Source organism: Verrucomicrobiota bacterium, from assembly GCA_038744685.1.
Classification (GTDB): domain Bacteria; phylum Verrucomicrobiota; class Verrucomicrobiia; order Opitutales; family Puniceicoccaceae; genus Puniceicoccus.
The window spans coordinates 40,622-63,523 of the sequence record JBCDMB010000002.1; the positions used below are offsets into that span (position 1 = coordinate 40,622).

The 22,902-nt window shown below is 51.5% G+C and carries 18 protein-coding genes; 8 read left to right on the forward strand and 10 right to left on the reverse strand.

All coding sequences use genetic code 11. The features are described 5' to 3' along the window. Positions 1-100: 100 nt before the first annotated feature. The 6 genes from AAGJ81_01650 to AAGJ81_01675 all read right to left on the reverse strand — a co-directional run bounded on the left by AAGJ81_01650 (position 101) and on the right by AAGJ81_01675 (position 6,690). Complete coding sequence (locus AAGJ81_01650; GenBank protein ID MEM0964840.1) at positions 101-1,255, reverse strand: glycosyltransferase family 1 protein; 1,155 nt, start codon at positions 1,253-1,255, stop codon at positions 101-103. After that, a complete protein-coding gene (locus tag AAGJ81_01655; protein MEM0964841.1) occupies positions 1,248-2,159 on the reverse strand; it encodes a glycosyltransferase family 2 protein in 912 nt (303 codons plus the stop codon). The genes AAGJ81_01650 and AAGJ81_01655 overlap by 8 nt, the downstream gene beginning before the upstream one ends. A 173-nt stretch (positions 2,160-2,332) precedes the next feature. Further along, a complete protein-coding gene (gene rfbA / locus AAGJ81_01660; GenBank protein ID MEM0964842.1) occupies positions 2,333-3,211 on the reverse strand; it encodes a glucose-1-phosphate thymidylyltransferase RfbA in 879 nt (292 codons plus the stop codon). Between the two features lie 30 nt (positions 3,212-3,241). Next, the gene (locus AAGJ81_01665) at positions 3,242-3,988 is read right to left on the reverse strand and encodes an ROK family protein (protein MEM0964843.1); all 747 of its coding nucleotides are present in this window, start codon (positions 3,986-3,988) and stop codon (positions 3,242-3,244) included. 33 nt (positions 3,989-4,021) lie between these two features. Next, a complete protein-coding gene (gene lpxK, locus AAGJ81_01670) occupies positions 4,022-5,269 on the reverse strand; it encodes a tetraacyldisaccharide 4'-kinase (protein MEM0964844.1) in 1,248 nt (415 codons plus the stop codon). 35 nt (positions 5,270-5,304) lie between these two features. Continuing rightward, positions 5,305-6,690, reverse strand: coding sequence for a class II fumarate hydratase (locus tag AAGJ81_01675; protein ID MEM0964845.1), 1,386 nt, complete (start codon positions 6,688-6,690; stop codon positions 5,305-5,307). Positions 6,691-6,976: 286 nt separating this feature from the next. Here AAGJ81_01675 and AAGJ81_01680 point away from each other — a divergent pair, with 286 nt between their 5' ends. Further along, a complete protein-coding gene (locus AAGJ81_01680) occupies positions 6,977-8,938 on the forward strand; it encodes a phospho-sugar mutase (GenBank protein MEM0964846.1) in 1,962 nt (653 codons plus the stop codon). Positions 8,939-9,399: 461 nt separating this feature from the next. Next, positions 9,400-10,755: a hypothetical protein gene (locus AAGJ81_01685; GenBank protein ID MEM0964847.1), complete on the forward strand. Its 1,356-nt coding sequence runs from the start codon at positions 9,400-9,402 to the stop codon at positions 10,753-10,755. A gap of 143 nt (positions 10,756-10,898) precedes the next feature. Here the strand turns inward: AAGJ81_01685 and AAGJ81_01690 are convergent, their stop codons facing one another. Together AAGJ81_01690 and AAGJ81_01695 are read right to left on the reverse strand one after the other, a co-directional pair. Continuing rightward, complete coding sequence (locus AAGJ81_01690) at positions 10,899-11,174, reverse strand: Smr/MutS family protein (protein ID MEM0964848.1); 276 nt, start codon at positions 11,172-11,174, stop codon at positions 10,899-10,901. A gap of 281 nt (positions 11,175-11,455) precedes the next feature. Then, entirely contained in the window at positions 11,456-11,845 is a 390-nt protein-coding gene (locus AAGJ81_01695; protein MEM0964849.1) for a hypothetical protein, read from the reverse strand. Between the two features lie 115 nt (positions 11,846-11,960). Between AAGJ81_01695 and recJ the strand changes: the two genes are divergently transcribed. The 4 genes from recJ (at position 11,961) to AAGJ81_01715 (ending at position 18,111) form a co-directional block, all read left to right on the forward strand. After that, positions 11,961-13,721, forward strand: a complete 1,761-nt coding sequence (gene recJ / locus AAGJ81_01700; GenBank protein ID MEM0964850.1) for a single-stranded-DNA-specific exonuclease RecJ — start codon at positions 11,961-11,963, stop codon at positions 13,719-13,721. Positions 13,722-13,759: 38 nt separating this feature from the next. Continuing rightward, the gene (locus tag AAGJ81_01705) at positions 13,760-15,328 is read left to right on the forward strand and encodes a hypothetical protein (GenBank protein ID MEM0964851.1); all 1,569 of its coding nucleotides are present in this window, start codon (positions 13,760-13,762) and stop codon (positions 15,326-15,328) included. A gap of 39 nt (positions 15,329-15,367) precedes the next feature. Next, positions 15,368-16,840 carry a hypothetical protein gene (locus tag AAGJ81_01710; protein MEM0964852.1) on the forward strand — a complete coding sequence of 491 codons (1,473 nt, stop codon included), beginning with the start codon at positions 15,368-15,370 and terminating at the stop codon, positions 16,838-16,840. A 206-nt stretch (positions 16,841-17,046) separates the two neighbouring features. Next, positions 17,047-18,111 (forward strand): DUF1080 domain-containing protein, encoded by a 1,065-nt coding sequence (locus AAGJ81_01715; GenBank protein ID MEM0964853.1) that lies wholly within the window; start codon positions 17,047-17,049, stop codon positions 18,109-18,111. A gap of 62 nt (positions 18,112-18,173) precedes the next feature. Here AAGJ81_01715 and AAGJ81_01720 read toward each other — a convergent pair whose 3' ends face one another. Continuing rightward, positions 18,174-18,839: a DUF1080 domain-containing protein gene (locus AAGJ81_01720; protein ID MEM0964854.1), complete on the reverse strand. Its 666-nt coding sequence runs from the start codon at positions 18,837-18,839 to the stop codon at positions 18,174-18,176. Between the two features lie 365 nt (positions 18,840-19,204). Between AAGJ81_01720 and AAGJ81_01725 the strand changes: the two genes are divergently transcribed. Both AAGJ81_01725 and AAGJ81_01730 read left to right on the forward strand, forming a co-directional pair. Continuing rightward, positions 19,205-20,773 carry a right-handed parallel beta-helix repeat-containing protein gene (locus AAGJ81_01725; GenBank protein ID MEM0964855.1) on the forward strand — a complete coding sequence of 523 codons (1,569 nt, stop codon included), beginning with the start codon at positions 19,205-19,207 and terminating at the stop codon, positions 20,771-20,773. A gap of 185 nt (positions 20,774-20,958) precedes the next feature. Next, a complete protein-coding gene (locus AAGJ81_01730) occupies positions 20,959-22,230 on the forward strand; it encodes a hypothetical protein (GenBank protein MEM0964856.1) in 1,272 nt (423 codons plus the stop codon). A 38-nt stretch (positions 22,231-22,268) separates the two neighbouring features. On the opposite strand, the gene AAGJ81_01735 is transcribed toward AAGJ81_01730, so the two are convergent. Beyond that, positions 22,269-22,898 carry an ankyrin repeat domain-containing protein gene (locus AAGJ81_01735; protein ID MEM0964857.1) on the reverse strand — a complete coding sequence of 210 codons (630 nt, stop codon included), beginning with the start codon at positions 22,896-22,898 and terminating at the stop codon, positions 22,269-22,271. Between the last annotated feature and the right edge of the window lie 4 nt (positions 22,899-22,902).

A 22,902-nucleotide genomic window follows, 5' to 3' on the forward strand; every position in this document is an offset into this window, starting at 1 on the left:
ACCGCCGTCATTACACCAGAGCGGACCGTTTTGGAATCGAATACCGAATTCGGTGTAAGGTAGCGATGCCCGGATACAGATCGAAAAAACGCGTCATGATTTACTCGCGCCCTTCCGTCCAAACCAGTCGATCCATCCAGGAGTTCCAATTCGGCCATTCGCGCTCTCCCGCCTCGCGCGACAATTCCGCTAGCCTCACTCCATCTGTCGTTAGCAATCGAATCGCCTCTGCGACTGCCTCGGATTCGCTGACATCAACCGTAAGACAGCCTCCTCCCTCAGCAATCTCTCCCACCGCCCCCTCTCCAGAACAAATACAGGGTCGACCCCTCACCAAGGACTCCATGACAGGCAATCCAAAACCTTCCCCTAAAGAGGGAAAAACCGTAAAAGCCGACTCCTCGTAAAGCCGTTCAAGCTCTTCATCCGAAATCCGGGGAAACCATCGGATGGGAAAACCTGTTTCGCGAAGGCCTGCAATTCGATCCGGAACTTCGTTCTCATCCTTAGCCCGCTTTCTACCGACAAGGACCAGTTCGAAAAAACAGTTGCTCCGCCACAGCTGTTCAGCCGCATCGAGCAAAACCGCATGATTCTTTCGTTTCTCGAGAGTTCCGACCGACAGGATCTTTGGCAAAGGAGAAACCCCACTTTGAATAGATGCCTTTGTTTTCTCTATTGGCCACGCCACAATCTCCGGATCGGCACCGTTTATCCCGGTCTCGTTCTGAAAGCGTCTCCATTCAGTAGCGGTCGCCACGGAAGGACAAATCACCCGTTCGAGAAGGGCAAGAAATCGCAAATATTGGACGAACCCTACTTTCCTCGATCGCGCTGTCCATTCAGGGTGACTCCAACTCAACAAATCGTGACACACTCCCACCATCGGCATTTGGCGCTCTCCAGTCGCTGCCAGATCATCCAGGTAATCCAACCTTTCACCTGAGGGAATCTCCGGAATTAGAAAAAGAGAATCCTCTCCCTCGGCCAGAGGATCGAAAGCGAGGGGGCGCTCTCTCTTATCGAGAACAGCAGATAGCCAAGGGAACCGATGCCACCCCTTCTCGAAGATCGCATACAACCTCTGCCTTTGACCGCTTGTTGGAGTGCGAAACTCTCCGTCTCGAAAAACCACCGGAGACCACTGTTCAGCCCGCAGAGCGCCCATGACCACAATTGATCGAACCACACGCTGGATCCCTGTGTGGTGAAGAGTTTCCGCGGTCGCGGTCGCGTCGATAAATACTTTATCCATCCGGAACGCCGTTTTTTCGAAGGGAGCTCGCCCGCGCAACCATCCAACCGGGAGTCGTTTTGCGAACTCTGCCCATCAAGGACAACGCATCGAGAGTCTTTCGTCCATTGAGCCGAAAGGGATTTCGAAGATTCCTCAATAGGTAATGGGATGGCCAATCACCAAGACCCCAACTCGCTGTCTGGTCCCCCCACCGATCCAGAAACAGTCGAATGTTGGCAGCATCGCCTCCCTTTCGGCCTGGGCTTGCACTCACCCAATGCCCCACGCGACTTTCAAATGAGATCCGGTTTACCCGACCCTTTTGTTGAAGACGCAAGCAGAGATCGATGTCTTCAAATCCGTTGCGAAAGTTCTCGTCGAATCCGCCTTCGCTCAAAAATGAATCCCTTTTGATCAGGCAACAGGCAGCAGTCACCGCCCGGAAACCTCGTGTTCCTTTCTTGGGAACTGATAGATAGTTTTGGCCCCAATGTTCAGGAATGCCCCAGGGGGTGAAGACGATGCCCGCGTGATCGATCCTGCCAGTCTCGGCATTGAGCTGTACGTTCCCGACAAAACCCGAGTTCGGATCCAATGCTCCAATCATGGGTTCGAGCCACCGACTTCTGAGCACAAGGTCATTGTTCAAAAATGCTAAAAGCTCGCCCTTCGCCTCCTGAGCTCCCCGATTGTTCGAGCCCGCAAAACCAAGATTCGAATCGTTGAAAAGAACCCTAACCTCCGGACGTTTCACTTTGGATAGAAAATCCCGTGTTCCATCGGTGCTCCCGTCATCCACGAGAACGACTTCATAGCGAACACCCGAGAGGGTTCGCTCAAGCCCTTCCAGAAACTCCTTCGTCAGATCCAGACGATTGTAAAGAGCGGTTACAATCGAGACCTCAGGGTTTTGCAGAACCATTTCGTCGAAGCGGGTTTATTCTCGCGATTGCAGTCGCAGTGATTCCCAAGGAGCGGCTGCTTTAGCTGCCGAAAGAGGGAACCCCAAGCTCTTCGAATACCCAACTAAAAAACTCTTTTCGGCAACCAAGGTCGCCTCTCCAATATCCAAGAACAGAAGCACGCTTTTCCCTACTACCGAATCAGGGCCCGTAAATAACCAGCGTAGGTCGTCTTCCCAAGATCGTCGGCGAGAGACTCCAACCGCTCGGCATCAATCCAACCGTTTCGAAAAGCAATCTCCTCAATACAAGCAATCTTCAGTCCTTGGCGCTGTTCAATTACCTGAACAAAGGAAGCAGCCGCCAGAAGGCTGTCATGAGTACCGGTATCCAGCCAAGCAGTTCCCCGGCCCATCACTTCCACCTTTAAGCGGGCCGCTTCAAGGTAGCGGCGATTCAGATCGGTAATCTCCAATTCCCCGCGCGGACTGGGCCTAAGGGATTTTGCCACCTCGCAAACGTCACCTTCGTAAAAATAAATACCGGGAACTGCAAAACGGGAGCGTGGTCTCTCCGGCTTTTCCTCCAAACTCACCACTCTTCCCGAGTCGTCAAATTCTACGACTCCATAGGCCTTGGGGTTTGAAACCTCATAGGCGAAAATTACGGATTCATCCGACGCCGTCGCATTTCGAATCGCTGAAGTAAAATCTCCTCCGTAAAATAAATTGTCTCCAAGAACCAACGACGCGGGAGACCCATCAAGAAACGACTCACCGATCAAAAAAGCCTGAGCCAGGCCCTCTGGGCGCGGTTGTTCCGCATAGGAAAAAGACATTCCCAAGGAACTACCGTCGCCAAGGAGTTTCTCGAAGAGGGGTAGATCTTCAGGCGTTGAAATAATCATCACCTCTCGAATATCGGCAAGCATCAGAGCCGACAACGGGTAGTAGATCATTGGCTTGTCATAGACCGGCATCAACTGCTTGCTCACCGCCCGCGTAAGGGGGAAAAGGCGGGTTCCCGAGCCACCTGCCAGAATAATGCCCTTCCTCTCTTTTTTGCTAGTCATCACAAGCCACAAAAGGCGCGCGCCGATACTTCAGCAACCGTTTTTAGCCGCCCACAAGGCAGCCCCGATAATTCCCGCCTTATTCTTGTGCTCGGCATGACAAAGAGTCGCCTCGGTCTGAAAACGATCCTGAACCTCCGAAAAGTCTTTGGCACCACCACCACCAATAATGATCATTGACGGCCAGAAAACCCTTTCAATCTCGGTCAAAATCTCCTGTAACCGATCTGCCCATTCTTCCAAAGAGAGACCCTCTTTTTCACGGATCCTATCCGATCCGTAGGCCTCTACCTCCAACCCCCTCTTCAACAACATCCGGCCCAGCTCCGTATTAGCCACCAAGGAGCCATTCGTAAAAAAAGCCGAGCCAACACCAGTTCCAATCGTGAGGACAATCACAGTGCCTTCGATCTTGTGACCAGCCCCTTTTAAAACCTCCGCAACCCCGGCTGCATCCGCATCATTAATTGTCCGAACGTGTAACCCTAGTTCATGCTTCAACTTACCTTCCAGCGGAAATCCAATCCAACGCTTATCAAGGTTCTGAGCCGTGAATACTTTTCCACCACTAACGACCCCGGGAAACCCAACGCCAACAAGATCGGACTCTGGCAGCGAATTCACGACCTCCTTACAGACTTCAACCACCGCATCAGGAGTCGCTGGATGGGGAGTATCCATGCGGGTCCTTTTCGTGAGCAAGCGTCCTTCCTTCAAATCTACGAGAGCTCCCTTGATGTGGGATCCGCCTATGTCGATGCCAATAGCTGTTTTCACTGGAAGCGATCTGCTGACTTGTTGCGCAACGGGTTACGAAGCCGAAGCCACTCGTAGAGCGTCCTTTACTTGCGCCTTCTCTGCGAGCGGCCGCCCCGGAAAACAAACTCTCGCCACCGCTTCCTCAAAGTCATTCGCCCCACTGAGTAGGCCGATCTCAAGCCGGAGGAAATAAGTCGGTAATCCGAAGTCGTAGTCTTTGCTGATCCGAACCGCGTCTTTTTCGGTTGTCACTATATAATCCACCTCCATTTCCTTCGCACGTTTTGCTATGTTTTCCAGATCACGGTCAGAAAACCAGTGGTGATCGAGGAAACGCCGATTGTATCGAATGGATGCCCCATGATCCCGTAAAAATCCCTCAAAGCCTTCCGGAACGGCGATTCCGCTAAAAGCAGCGATCCGCGCCCCCTTCAGGTGGTCTGCCGGCAGTTTCTCCTTCAGGTCGAGGCTCTGAAGGTGGGTTGGTTTGTGTTCACACTCGATAATTTCGACTTCAGGGTGGTGGCGGTGGACCATCTCTTCTAGTTCGTCGGAGGAAGAACCATCTGATTTGGTCAGGAATACGTAGGAAGCTCGCTTAAGGTGGCTAACAGGTTCCCGGAGGATCCCGCGGGGAAGAAGGCGCTGGTTTCCAAACGGGTTTGTCTTGTCCACCAAGACCAGATTCATACTTCCCTTCAAGGGCAGGTATTGAAGACCATCGTCTAGAATCAAAGTATCACACCCGAAACGGCGAATGGCATAGGCACCCGCCTTCACCCGATTCTTGTCGACCAGCACATGGACTCCGGGAAGATTACGAGCCAACATATACGGCTCATCACCCGCCTCCCTGGGCCCTATGAGAACTTCTTTACCATCGCTGACAACCCGTGGTGGTGGTTCGGATGCGTGACTGATCCACCTCCACCACTTTTTGTAAAATGGCTCTTTCTTGCTCTTGTATCCCCTACTCAGGATCGCAACCTTTCTGCCCTGCTCACTCAAACTCCTCGCAAATTTCTCTACTACCGGTGTCTTTCCAGTTCCTCCAACGGTGAGGTTGCCCACTACAACCACGAGACATCCCAATGGCCGATTGCGTAGGATCCGGTTCCCGTAGAGGAAAAGACGACACCTCACAATCAACTCAAACAGGTAAGAAAACCCGTTGAGAACGAATCCTACCACACTTGCTGATTTTCCCGACCGCCGATCGTAGACTACGTCCACGAGAAAAGATTCTACAGCATGAAGGCGACTTTTCAGCTTGGAGTGCTTCTCTGCGGTTTCGGACACGATAGGGTAGGCTCGGCGCTGAGTGGATTCGTAAGTTAGGCGGAAGGTGAAACCATACTCATTGGATCGAGTGCTGAATCGAGCGTATCCTCATCCATAAGGCCCTCCTCAAGAACAACTTCCCTCAAAGTCTTATTCTCAGCAAAAGCTTGTTTTGCCACCTTCGCCGCTTGGTCGTAGCCGATGAACGGATTGAGCGCTGTCACAAGCATCAAACTTCTCTTGACCAGCTCGTCACAGGTTTCACGATTTGCCTCAATACCCGCAACGCAGCGATCCGCAAATGTTTCCGAGGAGTTCGCTAAGACACGGATGGACTCATGGAGACTGTAAGCGATGAGAGGGATGGTGACGTTCAGTTCGAAATGACCGTCCCTACCACAAAGACCAACCGTATTTCCCAGACCCATCACATACATTGACGCCTGAACCAGCATCTCACTCATCACCGGATTCACCTTCCCGGGCATGATCGACGATCCTGGCTGCGTTGAAGGAAGGGAGATTTCTCCCAAACCTGATCTGGGACCCGAACCCAACAGCCGAATATCGTTTCCGATCTTCGTCAGACTGGCTGCGATCGTCGTCAGTAACCCGGCGACCTCGACCGCATCATCCCGGCCACCCTGCGCTTCAAAATGATTGTCTGCTTCCCGGAATCCGATTCCGGTTTTCTCCGATAGAATTCTCGCCACCTTTCCCGGAAACTCAGGGTGGCAGTTGATCCCAGTGCCGACCGCCGTTCCTCCAATCGCGAGTTCACCGAGTACCTCGACCGCTTTGGCCGCGCGTGAAGAGCCCTTGCGAACCTGAGCCGCATAGCCGGAAAACTCCTGACCCAAAGTCAGAGGAGTCGCATCCATCAGGTGGGTACGGCCGATCTTCACGATCTGATCGAAGGCCTTCGCTTTCTCTTCCAAAACTTCGGCAAGATGATCGAGAGCGGGAATCAGCTTCTCCTTGAGGGCGACCGCTACACTCACGTGGAGGACGGTTGGAATGATGTCGTTCGAGGACTGCCCCATATTGCAATGATCATTCGGATGAACCGGTTCCTTTGCCCCAATCGGATTGCCGGCATAGGTGCATGCGAGGTTCGAAATCACCTCGTTAATGTTCATGTTCGAAGACGTGCCAGACCCGGTCTGAAAAACGTCGACCGGAAACTGCTCGTGATGCTTACCCGCAATTACCTCATCCGCGGCCTTCCGAATCAAATCCGCCTTTTCGGCATCCAGCCGCCCCAGCTCCTCATTCGCCGAAGCACAGGCTGCCTTGACCAGGCCCAGCCCTACAATAAATCCATCCGGCATCCGGTATCCGCTAATCGGAAAATTGAGGACAGCCCTCTGCGTAGAGGCCCCGTAGAGGGCCTCATCGGCGACTTGCATCTCACCCATAGAGTCTTTTTCCGTGCGCATCTTAAGAGAATGGAAATCACGCGATTTCAAAGCGAGAAAAAAGCGGGGATTGACCCTCCAGTGGGCAAGAGACGAAGCCGGAACGGCTGCTTCAGCAGCCGAAAATTGTATGAATCCACGTCTGGTTACCAAAAACCGGCGAATGAAGTCGCCGCTCCTGCTTCGCTAGCCAAGCTTCGACGAATCCAATCGCTATTACCGGCTGGTTCCACTGAATTCCACCAACAGCTTTCCAATTTCGAATTCCCTCGTTGCGCCTGACTCCCGTGTTGTCTCAAATCGACCCATGTCCACACAAACTCTCGTCGAGGAAGCCGTTTCTGCCAAAAAACTACTGCCCGCCGCAGCAGAGCATCTCAACCAATGGCTCTCCAGTGAAAGCCTGCCAGAATGGGCCTCGGATTCACTGGTCGAGTTGGTTGAAACGGGTGAGTGGCAGGAGCTGAACGATCGTTTTTTCCAAAACCTCGCCTTCGGGACCGGGGGTATGCGGGGGCGCACGATTGGGCAGGTTTCTGCAGAGGCCGAGCTTGGGGCTGGAGGCAAAGACAATCCCGATCATCCGGCAGCGGGGGCCAACGTCCTCAACGACATCAATGTCACGCGAGCCACGATCGGTCTGTATCGTTACACGAGCCAATTTCTCGCTGAGGATGGTCGCGACTACGAGGTCCCCAAGCTGGTCATCGCGCACGATGTTCGCTTTTTCTCCCGCCACTTTTGCGAGCTCGCCGCTTCGGTTTGGAGCCAGTGTGGAGGTCAGGCCTATATTTTCGATGGTCCCCGTTCAACTCCTCAACTGAGTTTCTCGGTACGCTTCCTTGGTGCCCATACCGGGATCGTGATTACCGCGAGTCACAACCCATCGCACGATAACGGATACAAGGTCTACTTCGAAGATGGTGCCCAGATCGTTTCCCCACACGCAGAAGGAATCGTTGCTGAAGTGGAAAAAGTCGCCCTTGATGCCACTGGCGATATTCTCGAAAAGGACCTTTCTCGAGTCGTAGAGCTGAGCGGAACAGCGGATTCCGCCTACCTTGACGTGTTGGAGGGAAGCGTTCTTGACCGCGAATTGCTCAGCCGCAACCAACCCAAAGTGGTTTTCACAACGATCCACGGGACCGGCAGGATCGCTACCCTACCCCTGCTCGAACGCCTTGGCCTTGAGGTTTCCGAGGTCGCAGAGCAGGCGATTCATGATCCGCGCTTCCCCACCGTCCAATCTCCCAACCCGGAGAATGCCGAGGCACTCTCCATGGCGATCGCCCAAGCCAACCAAGAGAAAGCGGATCTCGTCGTAGCGACAGATCCCGATGCAGACCGTATGGCAGTCGCCATCCGCGGCGAAGATGGGGAAATGACCTTGCTGACCGGAAATATGATCGGATCGGTCCTCGCAGAATTTCGCATTCAGCAGATGAAGAAGATCGGGCTCCTTCCAGAGGCAGGCACCCAGCGGGCGGCTCTGATCAAGACTTTCGTTACCACCCCTTTGCAGGAAAAGATCGGCCACGGGCATGGACTGAAAGTCATCAATACCTTGACCGGCTTCAAATGGATCGGTGCCAAGCTGCGGCAGTATCAGGAAGTCCTCGACGCGAAACTACGGGAATCCGACGGTATCGTTCTCTGCTACGACCAGACCGACTATCGGACCCGAGCAAAACTACTTCTCGAGCACAGCACCTTCTACGTTTTTGGGGGGGAAGAAAGCTATGGTTATCTGGCAAACGATTTGATCCGCGACAAAGACGCGAACGCAGCCGTTCTCATGTTTTGCGAGCTGATGGCCTCGTTAAAGGAGGAGGGAAAAACCGTGGCGGAATTCCTCGACGAGATTTACCTCACTTACGGCTACCACCTCGAAAGACTGGGGAACGTCTACTACGAGGGCGCCTCTGGGGCGGCTAAGATCCAAAGGATCCTAAAATCCTACCGCGAGACTCCACCCACCGCAATCAATGGCGTTGCGGTAGAGAAAGTAACCGACTTCGGAACGGAAACCATCCTGGATGCGGACGGAAACACGATACCCACGCAGGACTTTTACTTCGTGACCTTAGCCGATGGGAACAGCTACGCAGTCCGCGGCAGCGGAACAGAGCCGAAAATCAAATTCTACGTCTTCGGCCGCAACGATGTGGCTTCAGCAGAGGACCTCCCTGCAGTAAAAGAAGCTCTCGAAGCCGACCTCAAAACCCTCCGCGAAGCCATCGAATCCGACGCCGCCGAGCGAGCGAGTTAATACCACATTGGAGGGACGCCGGCCTCGGTGTCCAGGAGCCGTATTGGTTACACAGCCTCATCTTTGTGAAGTCGTCCTTAACCGGCTCAGGACTGGACTACGTCCCTTACAGTTTTTGGCTCTGTAGCCCGCCTCGATGAGGGCAGTCATGATCGCCTAATTTTCTCGCTTCTTAAATGTAATTATTATTTTGCTACTTAATTAGAACATACTCGGGATTCGGTATCGGGATCGAAATCGGGTCTCGAGGGCTTTCGATAGCGATACCGATTTCGATTTCGATTTGTGCGATCATGCTTTGTATGAGACGGGGTTTAATACGTAGCACTAGTAACCCGAAAACCAAGACTACCGATCGAATCGATGGAGTCCTCCGTACTGGGAAAAATTCAAAACACAAAACCAATTCCTCCTCGGGAATCAGTTTGCCCCATAACTCGTATTTCTAAACTGTTCTTACCGTGCGAACGTTTTTCAAATGGGTCGTAATTGCCTTCGGTATTTTGGTGCTTCTTCTCGCTGCACTGGTCTTCTGGATGCGGGCCGGTGAAGAGGAGCCACTCGACTACAGCGCTCTGGCAGTTGAACTTGGACCAGATGATCCGGAAGTGAACGGCTTTGCATACCTAAAGAGTTTCCTAAACGAAAACGATCCAGAGATTCCGGGCGAATTCATTTCAGGATACTCCGACGATGACGGGAGTTGGACAGACTATAGACTATACGAAAATTGGGATTTAAACTCCCTCCAGCAAATCGTTCTTCTGAATCAGGAATTCATACGCGGCGTTGAGACCGCATTCAACCGACCTGTCTTTCTACCAGACCAAGAGTTTTCATTAGCGAATTATGATTTTGGCATTACAAATTGGCGCAAATATGGGATACTGAGGATTTTCGAGGCTCGAGCCTTGCACCTATCGGGCAAATCCAAAGAAGCGTTCGATCGACTGGCCATATTAGCCGACGAGCTGAAAGTAGTATCCCAAACAGGTGGAGCGCTCTTGGGTCTGATTGTGAACCTCTCACTCTTAGAAGATCTGGTCTTTGAACTGGCCACATACCAGGAACACGTATTTCTTCCCGCAATTAACTGGAAGTCCTTCGCTTCCGGTTTTGATTACGAGCAAGCTCTTCCAAACGCTTTCGACCACGCAATACGTCAAGAGTTTCAATTTATTTTTAACACCCTAAAAATTGCAGCTGAAGGTATACCCGATTCACCCGCTAGAACCTCAAAGCCACAGCTTACGAGCCAGCGACTTCTCTCCTATGTAGGCTTGCGCAAAAACCGAACAATAAACGAAGTTTTTCTAGTGTTTCTTGAACAATCGAACGAAGCGAAGTCATCAGCTAAAGAAAGAACTAACTCAAACACCGCCAAACTCAGCGCAAGACTCGATAACCGGGCATGGTCTGATCTTCTCAATCGAAATCCATATGGCGAGATACTGCTCACTATCCTTTTTCCAGCTCTAGACGCCACTGTAGATCGCTTTTACTTTACTAAAACAAATCTCTCAGCCACCCGCATCAGCATGGCCCTTCAGTCCTACTACCTCGACCAAGGCGATCTTCCTGGTAATCTGGAAGACCTGGTTCCTGACTACCTATCGTCGATCCCGAGAGACCCTTACGATGGTGAGCCTCTTAGATACTCAAAAGAAAAGAGAATCGTTTATTCGGTCGGAAACGACTTTTTCGATCAAGGCGGGAGTGATCTCCCCTTTCGCCACGTGCTCCCTGAAGAGGAAGACGATTCCGAAGCTGCAGAGTATGATCACAGCGAACCAACATTCCCGCTCCGGTTTTTGTAGCTGTGCTGATCGACCGACGGAGCGGAGCGAGCGAGGTTATCCTTCGATCAGCTTAGGGCCGAACGTCCTCGCCTAGAGCCTGTAGCCGTCATTGTTCACCTTGAGCGACTCGACGGGCTGAGGGAGGTCATGAGAAGCGCGCATCACTTTCTCAAAAACACAACCGTAGCACCCCAGCTTCCTTCTGTCTGATCGGCAATCTGGAAACTCACCACCCGCGGATCCCTCTTTAGAAGTGCATGTACAGTTGTTCTCAGCGTTCCGATCCCCTTGCCATGGACGATCCGCACACGGGTGTAGCCTTTCTCTTGAGCCAAACCGATATAATCCGGCACCAGCTCGCCTACGTCCAACGGATGGAAGGTATGAAGGTCCAATTCGTCCGTGATTTCGAATTCAATAGGATCGGGCTCGTCCATGATGCTTTCCGTTTTCAACTATTCTCCACGAGATGAAAGAACCACAACGGAAATGAATCTCAGATTTTGATACTGATGTGGGTTTTATTTCTCCGCCACTGAAATAGACGAGATTCGATGGTCGAAATCGAAATCCAAATCGCCCATCGGATCCTTCCGATAGAGATTTCGATTTTGAAACCACTACGAGTCTATCACCTATTAGATCGTTGGATTAATATCTTCACTAAAAAAGGCGACAGAGCATCCTCTGTCGCCTTTTAAAATCGGAGTCGAAAGGTTTACGCCAGCTTATCGTATTTGCCGTTCTCAACGCCGCGCACGACGAGGTAGCTGATCCCAAATTTCTCGCCAATCGCAGTCTTGGTCATACCGGACTTCAGACTCGCACGGATCTTGTCACGGAGTTTTGCCGTCACCGTCGTCCGCGTGCGCCCTGTGCCTTTAGCGGCCTTTTTGTTCAACTGAGACGGAGCGATTTTATTTCTTACCATCAAAGCTTCAATCAGCTGTTTCGCGTTCTTGTAGCCACTGCGCTCAACGATCGAGTCGAGTTTCTTCAACTGCTTCTCTTCCTTATCCTGTTGTTTGAGAAGACTGAGTCTTTGTTTTTCTAACTTAGCAGCTTCCAATTCAAGCCGCTTAATCTCTGTATTTATGTTTTTTGCCATAGTTGGGATTATTTACTCCGCAAAGAAAGTCCTGCGGAACTCAGAAACAAAATCTGATAACCAACTTAATCAAGTCGTAAATAGCAGATAATTTGCATCATTGAAAAAGGCCAGGATGCCCTCCACGGTGAATTCAGTGTCAGCTAAAGAGAACCATCGATATCAAAAATGGGAATACCCGGACTATGAAGGCGAAGAGCTCGAAAAGATCTCGGAAGCCATGGGATACTCAAACATTGCTTCGCAAATTATCCTGCAACGGATTGGTCCCGATAGAGAGGCGATTCAATCCTGGGTTTCACCACGACTTTCGGAAATTCTCGATCCAAAGGATCTTTATCACTGCCCTAGGGCCGCAAAGCAGCTTTCCGATGCCATTCTCCATGGTCAGACGATCGGCATTTTCAGCGATTACGATGTCGACGGCATCACAAGTGCCGCTCTAGCTACCCAACTGATCAAGGCGCTCGACGGAGTGTCTTTTACCTTTATTCCCGATCGTCTGAACGAGGGTTACGGACTCACCAAAAGCGCATTGGATCGCCTTCTATCCAACGAAAAACCAGATCTACTTCTCATTCTCGATTGTGGGACTCGCTCGGAGGATGAGCTCTCCTACCTCTCCTCGATCCACATCCCCACGATCGTAGTCGATCACCATGCGGCAACCGATTTTCCGAACCTTCCCGACGATTGTATTCTGATCAACCCACATTTACAGAATCAGGTTCAATCCGAATTTCAAACCCATTGCACGGCCGGACTTATCTTCAAGTTGCTCCATGCTACCATCCGAGAGCACGAACTGGTCTCTAGTGGCGCGCGTGATCGCATTGACCTCAAAAGCCTACTTGATCTCGTCGCACTTGGCACGGTCGCAGACCTCGTTCCTTTGACCGGCGAGAATCGGATCTTTGTCCATCACGGTCTCAATCGACTGAGGACAACCGAAAACTGCGGACTGAAAGCGCTCATGCAAGTCGCAGATATCGATCCAGCTTTCCCAATTTCCCCAAGCGATGTCGGCTACCGTTTGGGCCCAAGGATAAACGCAGGCGGACGAATCGATGACGCGGAAATCGGTCTGGAACTGCTCACCACACAGGATAACCGCCTTGCTTTTGCCCTTGCCCGAAAGTTGGACGGAGTGAACGCAGATCGCCGAGCCCTTGAAAAGCGGGTCATCGACGAGGCACTAGACAAGATCGGAGAGACTCCTGCAGACGGAATCGTTGTTTGGGACGAAGACTGGCATCCAGGAGTGGTCGGAATCGTTGCTGGTCGACTTTCCCGAATGTTTCACCGTCCCTGTCTGGTCTTGGGGTGGGACGGTCAAATACTTAAGGGATCCGGGAGGGGAATCGAAGGTATCAATCTTCTTCAAGTAATGGAACGCTGTGCAGTCTCACCTACAAAGTGGGGCGGTCATCCCATGGCTCTGGGGATGAGTATTGAACCTTCCTTTGTTGAAGCCTTTTCGGATGCGTTCAGTCAAGCGGTCAAAGAGGTGTGCAACGGGGCTCTTCCTGCTAGAGTCCTCCGATTGAACGCCATTGCCGAAGCCGAATCAGTAGACCGACAGACGATTCTCGAAATTGAATCGATAGGACCTTTCGGGCAGGGCAACGAGGAGCCCATCATCGGTTTACGGCAGGTAGTGATCAACGTAGTTCCCCGACCTTTCGGCAAAGAGCATATTCGTTTCTCACTCGAGGATCATGGCTACCTGGAAGTAATTGGATGGCGAATGGCTGATCGATCTCCTCCAGTCGGCAAACCAATCGACCTCGCAGTACGATTGAAGCGAAACTGGTGGAAAGGTAGGGAATCAATTCGGGCGGAGTTGGAGGATTGGCGCCTAAGCGTTCACGATTGATGATTGCCCCAAGATGGCTGCTACTCTTCCCCTAGGAAATGCCTGGCTGGAAAAACATCGGTTTGCTCGCGCTTAGCCTTCTTTTTGGAGCAGCGGCATTCCTGCTGCCTGCTTACTTTAAAGCAGTAGATCCAGTAGTGATTCAAAAAGCAGCCAAACAAGGCACGCCTCTATGGGAAGTGGCTGAGCGCTTTGAGCTGGCGGGGAATTCCACCGCAGCGCAATTTCTGTCCGATTCCGATGTCGCACCTGGAAGCGATGCCTCAGCCTTCCCTTTTTGGGCCGATCTCATAGAAGAGGCGAACCCTACGCCTGCCGTGGCAGTGGAACCATTTTTGACCAAAACGTCTCGAGCCCAAGCGATTCGGAATTTAGACCGCTCGACGCTTCCAGCCGTCCGTATTCTCTTGCCCGCCATACCCGCAGAACCGTCGTCGGCTTCAGCTGCAGAGGAACGCGTCCAAATTCTCCCGGAGAGAGTAGGAGGCATTCTCGCAGTTTACCTAGCCGCTGAGCGAAGCTTTCAGCCGCAATTTCTTGGAGATCTGGTCCAATCGGCCACATCAGATAGTCCTGCAGACAATCTGTTGTGGTTCCAATTCTGTGAGGAGCTCGCGGTCTGGGGAAACTCACTTCCCTTTGAGGTGCTGTCCCAGATGTTTCGTTCATTCGACTCACCAATGACTTTTCTCGAAATATCCAACCAACTTCGTGGAGAAAGGAGATCCCACCAAGCACTCGTTTCACGATTACTTCTCAGCGATGCAAATCCCGAAGAGCTCGTGCGCTTTCTCAAGAAATTTCCGCAACGGGGCCTTTCCGACCTAAATCAATCCTTCGCCATGGGTCCTGGCGGCTCTCTTTATCAGCTAGACCAGCAGAAAGTGATTCAGGAGGACACATTTATTCCCTCATCTTTCGAAGTTCCAGGATTCGAAGCTCCCGCGCGGCTTGTGCTGCTCTATCCGGAAGTGGCGCTCATTCTACGCATGGCGTTTTGGGTCTTCGCGTTCTTTTTTCTGATCATTTCGATTACTCCTCTGCTGCCCAATCCAGGAGACCGTGGTCTAGCCAGGCCAAATCTCTTCGAAGGAGCTATTCGAAAATTCGTTCTAGCGTCGATTTTTGCAGGGGCTATCCTACTCCTTTTCGAACCCACCCTCTTTCAACAGCCAGACTCCGCCGACACCACAGTCCGTTTCCAACTTCAATCCGCATCTTTGGTAGCCACTTCCGCAAATCTCATGAATACAATCTCGATCGACGACGTTACGCTTCTCATCCTGCTCATTTTCCTCGCGCTTCAGCTCGGTCTTTACGTTTTTTGCTTGGTAAAGCTTTCGGAAATTCGCCGTCAAAATGTTTCCGAAGAGACTAAACTTAAGCTTCTCGATAATGAGGAGAACCTGTTTGACGGCGGCCTCTATCTCGGACTTGGAGGAACAGTCGCCTCCCTCATTTTTCTCGCCGTGGGAGTCGTCGAAGCCAGTTTGATGGCCGCCTACGCCTCCACTCTTTTTGGAATCATATTCGTTTCACTCTTCAAGATCTTCCACCTTCGCCCCTTGAAGAGGAAGCTCATTTTGAGTGCGAGAGTATCCGTTTAGCGGCAGTCTGATATACGATTCATTGGAAGGAAATAACGTATGAACCGCAGCCTGCTCCTCATCGTTTGCGACTTCCTGTTGCTGAGTCTTCTCGCACTCGCGGAGTTTGAAAAATCAGGACAACCCGTCACTGCTGGTCGCGAGGATATTCTCCAGGAGAGTATCGATGAATCCTTCGAGGATGACGCGATGATGGACCTTCTCGCCTCGGCACTTGCCGCCGAGCAGAACGAACAATCAGAAACCGAGGACGCCTTGGGAGAAGCACTCCAGAGTCTCGAAGCGCTGGAGGAGGCCAAGAGAGACCTTTCCCTCGATTTGTTAGAGAAAGAGGAAGAAATCGTCGAACGGGAACGCCTTCTCGCTGAGGCGGAAGAAAAGGCGGCTGAACTTCTTGAGAGTAAGTCGGCTGCCGAAAAGCGTGAGGATGCCGCCAATCTTGAACTCCAAAGGCTTACTGAAGAGAAAGAAAAACTCGACGAAGAGGCAGCTGCTCTCGCCCAAAACGTAGAGGCATTGTCGGCAACAGCAGAAAGAAGTGACGAAGAGTTAATCCGCCGATCAGAGCGTGTCGCCCAACTGGAATCAGAGCTACAAAGTAAGCTGACCGCCTTGAACCGTGCGGAAGCGGAACGATCACGGCTTGACGCGGAGAGAATTCGCCTCGAGGGAGAAGTGAATGTCGCTGAGCGGGAAAAGGAGTTACTCGCCTCGACGCTTGCCTCAGCAAAGGAGACCATCGATCTCGAACGGCAGGAGCGCCAGCGCCTCCAGACGCAAACAGAGACCTTGAGCGAAGGCGTTTCGAGACTCGCCGAGGCCTCCGATGAGATCACGGAAGAGGTGAAGGGTTTACGCCCTTTGACCGCCAACGAAATTTTCAGCACCGCCGAAGCCAATCATGTAACGATCCAATTTTCTGGAAAGACTTCCGGCCTCTTCGGGGACAGCACCATTGAATCGACCACAAAGACCCTTGTCACCCAGATCGGAGGGCAACACTTCCTCTGGATTCATTTGTCCCAGACTCCGTTCGCACAAAAGGACCGTAGGAGGTTTTTCAGTCAGCTTGAGGCCTTTTTGGAATCGAACGGCACCCGTTTTAGGATTCCGCAGATGGGTCTTCTGAAATCCAACCCGTCGCTTTTGTTTCTCCCTCTTTCCGAGGCAATTGTTTCTCGTTTGGGGGTCGAAGTCTACTCCACAACGGAAACCCCTTTTCGCTTCGATGAATTGATTGTTCTCGATCTGGATGATGCACGTTTTGGAGAATCCGGATTCCGAATTGAATCCGCTCAGTCCGATTTGATTGAAGTCGATAACAAAGTCTTCTCTGCGCTTTTCGGTGAATTCTCTCCTGCCGCCGGAGACCTCGCACTAACCCGCTCTGGAGACTTTCTGGGAATCGTCCTAAGAGGAGGAACCGCTTGGATGGCAGGAAGCGTAGATACAGCCGGAAAAATCACCTTTGGAGATCAGTTTTCCCGAAGTCAGCTCGACCAGCTACCTTAACCCTTGGTTGATCAAACGCCTCCCACGTAACCCTCGAGGTTCTCCGTCGGAAGAACAAATAGCCAGAAGGTACAATCTCTCCAAGGTCCTTCATTTCAGTTTTGTATCACAGAGACAGGTTCCCATTTACTCTCGCTTTATTTTCTCTCCTTCAATGCAATACTGGTCGCTACTGTGCCAGTAGCCGTTAAAAGAACTCCTGAAAAATGAAAGCCGCTATCTTATTTCTGGTTTCACTTTCCATTCAAGCCGTAACCTTCTCGGAAACAAAAGAGCGTCACTTTAGCAGTGCTTGGGATTTTGATCCGCCTTCCTTTATGGGTGATTGGAGTGGCTCCTACGTCGATCCTCCTGAAAAAACCTGGCCAGCAAACAATCCAAGCCTTGTCGCCCGGATCATTGGGAAAGGGGACAATCTCTTCGAAGTGGAATTCATGAACGTCTTTGACCGACGAGCGGATATTGAAGTATCGGCCACCGTAAAGTCGGACAACGGATCACTTAGTTTCTCAGGCACTAATCTCGAATTCACCGCAGATGGAAAAGAGCTGGTTGGCAGACGGAAATTCACTGGTCGGAATAATGAGACCATTTGGGCTGACTTTCGACTCCTGAAAGTGGAAAGACTTTCTCCAACTCTCGGGCTTCCTCCACCACCCGGTGCAATCTCACTGATCACCCCCGACTTGGATTTATGGCAGCACCCGAATGGAAATTCCGCAACATGGAAAGTCCTAGACGGGAGCGTTCTGGAGTGTTTTCCAAGAAAAGAGGGAAACGAAGAAGGCGGTGACCTGCAAACCAAGCAAACATTTAAAGATCTCCAACTTCACCTCGAATTCCGTCTTCCATATGAACCTGCAAGAAGAGGACAAGGCAGAGCAAATAGTGGTCTTTTCCTTCAAGGAGCCTACGAAGTTCAGATTTTGGACAGCTATGGAACCTCACCGGGATGGAGCGACTGTGGAGCCCTTTACAAGGTCTCTCCTCCCAAAGTGAATAAAAGTCTGCCACCCGGACTTTGGCAGACCTACGACATCGATTTCCGCGCAGCCCGTTTCGACGAAGAGGGCGAACTCACTTCACCACCCGTCATTACGGTCAAGCAAAACGGAACAGTCATCCACCAGGACCAACCTCTGTTCGAAGTCACCCAATGGCTCGAAAAACGCCGAATGAATCCCCATAGTCAGGATGCTGGTCCGATTCGTCTCCAAGACCACGGGCACGCCGTCCAGTTTCGAAACTTTTGGGTACTCGAGACAGACTAAAGCACTTTGCGATTAGGTTGAAACGTCAGGAGGGCGTCCAGCCTTGGAGTGAGGCGTCTCCTCTACAGCTCCCGAATCCGAATGTTCCGCCACTGGACCTCAAACGGACCCTTATTACTCCGAACGCTGTGAATCTGGAGACCGATAAACCCTTCCGGATGAGCACCGTAAAACCGTTCGAACTCTGGTGCCGTTCCATCGGAAATCTCTACTCCATTTAAGAACGTTCTGATCGAGGGACCCTTTGCTACCACTCTAAAGTGATTCCATTCACCATTTCTAAAATGATCATGCTTCTCAGGCTTGAACACCCATTGCTTGTGAGCCTCCCCGTACACACCGCCAGCTTCGCCCGGCCCTGCCTCAATCTCAACCTGAGGACCGTTCACGCGCCCAACCTTTTTTGCGCCTGTCGTATTCGAGCGGATTTGAACGCCAGAATTCAGTTCATCATCTACCTTGGTTTCAAACTCGAGCTCAAAATCTCCGTAGACCTCATCCGTGCAAAGAAAAGAATTCGGACTCTTTGGAGTAGTCCTCCCAATGATCGCGCCGTCCTCGACACGATAGGTTCCGGTTCCATTTAGCTGAGTCCACCCTTCTAACGTTTTCCCATCAAACAATTCGATCCATTCGGTCGAATCGTTCTCGGCATAGGCAGAGGAAAGACCTGAAGAAACCAAGCCTAAAAGGAACCATGGCAGACGAAATCGGGGTTGGAAAACCATCAATCTACAAAGCTTTTTGGTCACTCAGCAGGCAAGCTTTATCGACGACCCTAGTCGTCTGTCTTGAGAGAAACGAAACCAGTCTGAGCAGAGACCACTTTTCACTTGAGACCGATGCTAACCCGTAACTCCACCTCCAGAAATGAGGCTCTATCCAGCCTTTGGATCGAACCGGCCAAAGACAGAAAGTCTCCAGACACCCCAAATCCAGACACCATCTCCAACCAACTCTAGGGCCCGTTTCCAAAAACCTGCTTTTGGACTCAACAATAGATTGATATTAGTTGCGAAAAACGATGATTAAACGTTTTCTTGGTGTTCTAAGGAATCAATACCTTGGACCGACTCACCTTTCGAAAAACCCCATGATATCCAAAACTCAACTGCTCTTTGTTGCTTTGACGGCAAATCTATTCGGGATTGACCAACCAGTTGAAATAAGCATTGCGAAACCCGGAGACGATTTGCAGGCGATACTGGATCGCGGGTCCGATTTGTATCTTGAACCCGGGAAAGTGTACCCGATCCATCAGACCCTGAGATTCGTCCAACCAGGGCAGCGGATTTCGACCCTCCATCCAACTCGCCTGAATGACTACGCCAGATTAGTCCTTGCCGCGCCCGACATTGGACAACTGGTCAATGGTATGCGCCTCGATGGTGTCGTGCTGGAGAAGGTTATACTGGATGGAAACCGTTATGGTCTATCCTACATGGATCGTATTCATGGGAAACCAGAGTTGGTATTCTTTGGTGGACAAGGTGCGTCCCGTCAGATTGTGCGCCAATGCGTCTTCTTGAACCCAAGAACTTGGTCTGCCCTCAAAGTTCATGAGGGCGGGAATGAAATAGTGGTTGAAGACAATGTCTTTTTCGGGGCGGGACACGATGTGAGGGGCAACGGTCGAGAGGGCCGCGAAAAGCCGATCATTCAGGAACATCAGACCCACTACAACTGGGGGGACGGAATCTCATGTGCAGCCCGGAACACCACCGTACGCAATAACCTAATCATCGATCCAACGGATGTGGGTATCGTATTCTTCGGTGCCCCTGGGAGCGTCGCCGAAGGGAATGTCATTGCCTCGATATCCCGTGAATCGCTCGGAGGGATCAATCTGGTCGACCCCTTGGAGTTCTACGCTTTCGAGGAAGAGCCAAGTCTAATCGACTACCGCGGAACGACCCTCCGGGACAATTGGATTGATGCGCGGGGTGCTCGCATTCACATGGCCATCCCGATTGGAGCAACTCCTTGGGTCCCATCCAAAAAGGGATTTACTCTCCTTGGGGGAGCGGTTCAGGACAACTTAATCACCGGAGGTGCGGCAGCTTATGGAATCGTGGTGAGTGGAGTGAGGGATTGGACCATCAACGGAAACCAATCGAAAGCCCAATATTCGGGTATTGCCGAAGGTTTGCACCGCAATCCACCGGACGAACCCGGACCCTTTCTCTTCGAACCAGAGTTTGTAGAGAACACCGTCCTCCAATCTGATTTCAAGCCGGCCGAACGGCACCTCAAACACCTCTTACGATGCAACCATTTGCCTCGGAATCCCATGGGGTTCAGAGACTACTCCTACGGTTCTTCTGAGGTGCAGGCTGTTGTCGAGACTGCTTTTTTGGAGATGTTGGCTCGTGAACCTTCCATTGAGGAATTGCTGTTTTTCAGCGATTGGTTGTCGACTACAAGAACCAATGCCGACTCTCTTCGCAGGGTTTTGATGGGTTCTCCGGAGTTCGTCTTATTGAGGGGTGCCTTCAACCCCCAAGACCTTCAACTCTTTCGCGAAAAGCTTTGGATGAAGGCACTCTCCGAAGCGGTCGGTTTTGTTGGGGATGAATCATGGAAAACCGCTGCAGAGATCTACACAGAAGCTTGGGAAGAAATCAGTCTCCGATCCCCGCTACAACAATCGCCGCTACAATAGCGCCGCTGATCCTAGGACCGACAGCATGAAACAAACCTCGGATTCTCTCCCAAGCCATAGACGAAGTTGGTTCATCCTGCTCATGCCAAAGGGCGGAAAAATAGCGGTGAAAGAAAGAAAAACTAAATTCAAATCGGCGGAGAATTCCGTTTACCCACTGTGATTTTACGTTTAACCAAATTACGATGATTGAGCACCCGTATTTTAAGAACCATTACCTCAACGATGGGAAACTTTGGGTAGATGGAGAACACAGATTCCTAAAAACGGGAAAGCCGCTCCGTAACTTTGCCGATGCGTTCGAGGTCGAACAGTTGATCCGTGATCTAGGTTTGATCGCTAGGAAGGGTTTCAACAACATCTCCCTCAACTGCTACTGGCATCACTTTAATCCCTCTGGCAACGGAACCATTGAGGTATCTCTCGAACCTTTGCGTGAACTCGTCGCCGAGATACGCGCCCATGGGATGTTTGCAACCCTTTCAGTCGAAACCTACGGAGTCGGAGGTGGACAGATTCCGGACGGCTTTTGGTCTGATAATCCTGATGAGATTGCCGTAAACCATGAGGGCAAGACTGTTGCGGACACCGAATATGGCTATGGCGCAAAGGTTCCTTCACTTTTTTCCTCCCGATACCTCGCATCCTCAAGATCCTACATGAGAAATCTCGTGAGAGGTCTCGGTGCGGAGAACTTTCTCTATTTTGAGACTACCGTAGAGCCTCAGTTCATGGGCGCGCAGTGGCTGGATTATAGCAGTTCTGCAAAGTCCGCTTATGAAGAATGGATTGATCGTGGACGGGTAACCGATGCGATTCCGTTTCCTGCGGAGTTTCCAGCGGATGAGACCTTTCGACTTTCTGAGAAGTGGAATCTATTCCGCGCTCAAACTCTTGCTGATTGGATAAATGAGGATGCGCGCGCCTTGCGTGCAGGTGCAGGAAACGCGCCCCTTTGGATCGCCTCCGACTACCTCGACGCAGAATCATTCACGGAATCTCAGCGATGCGGAGATGCCGTTGCCCTTTTGAGGGGGATGAGCGAAATCCAGATCGTCCAAATCAACTGGTCTTGGTGCAACATCGACCGAAAGCCAAATCTACGAGCTTACAGAAGGGTAAGACAGGTTATGGAGGAAACGGGCAGAGATTGGGCCGTAACCGAACACATGACGATCAATGGAGCAGATTACCATGAGAGCGATATGAAAGGTCTGTTGATGAACACCATTGAAAATGGAAGCCATTTCGGGTGGGAGTTTGTCGACATTGCTGCGGATCGTGACAGCCCCAGCACAAAGCCCAATGACGTTTTACCGGGAGATTTCAAACCGCAGCACTTTGCAGTCTACGATGAGAACTGGGAACCAAAGGCACCTATGAAAGTTGTTGATGAGGAATGGGAGGTATGGATGCAAATGGTTCAGCAATCTCTCCACTCTGAGGTATCTGAGTAGAAAGAGTCCCCCTTCTGTACTTGGAGGGTCAACACGGTTCACTGGCTCAAGAGTTCCACCGCAACCTGATTCTTGTATTTGCGGGCAACATCCAAAGCTGTCCCTCCGTAGGACGCTACAATTGATTGGTCAATGCCTTGGTCTATCAAAAGCAGAATGATTTCGCGACCTCCACTTGCAGCTGCTTCGTGAAGAGGTGTTCCGCCCAATTCCGAAAGAAAGGTAGGGTCCGCTCCACCCTCGATCAATACCTCCGCAACTTCAAAGTAATCTTTAGCAGCCGCATGATGAAGCGGTGTCCAACCTCTTTTGTCCCACGTGTCAGGCTTGGCCTCCGCTTCGAGAAGCGCGAATGCGACTTTCGGAAGATTACGTTCCACAGACAAATGCAGGGGCGTGCGCTTACTCGGATCCGTGGCATCTACGTCAGCACCCGCTTCGATGAGCACTAAAGCTATTTTCGGCTTTTTCCGCAAAATCGCCTGATGAAGGGGGGTGAGCTTCGGATGAGCACCTATGTTGGCCCGATCGGGATCCGTCTCTAAGTGTAGCTTTACATCGGCGATGTCGCCACGGGCAATCGACTCGTCGATAGTAACGTACTTTGTCGTCGCGGCACTTGCCGAAACGACGAAAAGGAGAGATAAAGCGAATCCTAGATGGCCCATCGGA

Bases quoted from the DNA above. Each gene is read 5' to 3' on its own strand.
- AAGJ81_01720 (MEM0964854.1), bottom strand. From the start codon at position 18,839: ATGGTTTTCCAACCCCGATTTCGTCTGCCATGGTTCCTTTTAGGCTTG.
- AAGJ81_01735 (MEM0964857.1), bottom strand. From the start codon at position 22,898: ATGGGCCATCTAGGATTCGCTTTATCTCTCCTTTTCGTCGTTTCGGCA.
- AAGJ81_01715 (MEM0964853.1), top strand. From the start codon at position 17,047: ATGAAAGCCGCTATCTTATTTCTGGTTTCACTTTCCATTCAAGCCGTA.
- AAGJ81_01675 (MEM0964845.1), bottom strand. From the start codon at position 6,690: ATGCGCACGGAAAAAGACTCTATGGGTGAGATGCAAGTCGCCGATGAG.
- AAGJ81_01725 (MEM0964855.1), top strand. From the start codon at position 19,205: ATGATATCCAAAACTCAACTGCTCTTTGTTGCTTTGACGGCAAATCTA.
- AAGJ81_01690 (MEM0964848.1), bottom strand. From the start codon at position 11,174: ATGGACGAGCCCGATCCTATTGAATTCGAAATCACGGACGAATTGGAC.
- recJ (MEM0964850.1), top strand. From the start codon at position 11,961: ATGCCCTCCACGGTGAATTCAGTGTCAGCTAAAGAGAACCATCGATAT.
- rfbA (MEM0964842.1), bottom strand. From the start codon at position 3,211: ATGACTAGCAAAAAAGAGAGGAAGGGCATTATTCTGGCAGGTGGCTCG.
- AAGJ81_01705 (MEM0964851.1), top strand. From the start codon at position 13,760: ATGCCTGGCTGGAAAAACATCGGTTTGCTCGCGCTTAGCCTTCTTTTT.
- AAGJ81_01650 (MEM0964840.1), bottom strand. From the start codon at position 1,255: ATGGATAAAGTATTTATCGACGCGACCGCGACCGCGGAAACTCTTCAC.
- AAGJ81_01710 (MEM0964852.1), top strand. From the start codon at position 15,368: ATGAACCGCAGCCTGCTCCTCATCGTTTGCGACTTCCTGTTGCTGAGT.
- AAGJ81_01655 (MEM0964841.1), bottom strand. From the start codon at position 2,159: ATGGTTCTGCAAAACCCTGAGGTCTCGATTGTAACCGCTCTTTACAAT.
- AAGJ81_01680 (MEM0964846.1), top strand. From the start codon at position 6,977: ATGTCCACACAAACTCTCGTCGAGGAAGCCGTTTCTGCCAAAAAACTA.
- AAGJ81_01730 (MEM0964856.1), top strand. From the start codon at position 20,959: ATGATTGAGCACCCGTATTTTAAGAACCATTACCTCAACGATGGGAAA.
- AAGJ81_01695 (MEM0964849.1), bottom strand. From the start codon at position 11,845: ATGGCAAAAAACATAAATACAGAGATTAAGCGGCTTGAATTGGAAGCT.